This is a genomic window from Shewanella sp. S1-49-MNA-CIBAN-0167, from assembly GCF_040310145.1.
GTDB lineage: Bacteria > Pseudomonadota > Gammaproteobacteria > Enterobacterales > Shewanellaceae > Shewanella > Shewanella psychromarinicola.
This window is the reverse complement of the sequence record NZ_JBEOPO010000138.1, coordinates 1-365: the sequence shown is the minus strand read 5'-3', so window position 1 is coordinate 365 and position 365 is coordinate 1. Positions and strand designations below refer to the sequence as shown.

At 41.9% G+C, this 365-nt stretch carries 1 protein-coding gene; it reads right to left on the bottom strand.

All coding sequences use genetic code 11. The features are described from left to right. A partial coding sequence (locus AAEZ00_RS20710) for a tRNA-guanine transglycosylase (protein WP_351089757.1) occupies positions 1 to 365 on the bottom strand: 365 nt, incomplete at both ends.

Here is a 365-nt window from a genome sequence, read left to right as displayed (position 1 = left end):
ATCTAAATGGTATAAATAAGCACGTGAATAGTTTTTACAAGTGTAACAATCACACTTAGGATCTAATGTTGCTGTGTCATCACGGTGACGTGCATTACGAATTTTAATGACACCTTCACTGGTAAATAAATGGCCATTACGGGCATTACGTGTTGGCATTACACAGTCAAACATATCCACACCACGACGAACACCTTCGACTAAATCTTCAGGTTTGCCTACGCCCATTAAATAGCGCGGCTTGTCAGCAGGAATTTGCGGACAAACATGCTCTAAAATACGGTGCATGTCTGCTTTAGGCTCGCCAACAGCTAAACCACCTACGGCATAACCATCAAAACCTATGTCTAAAAGACCCTTTACAC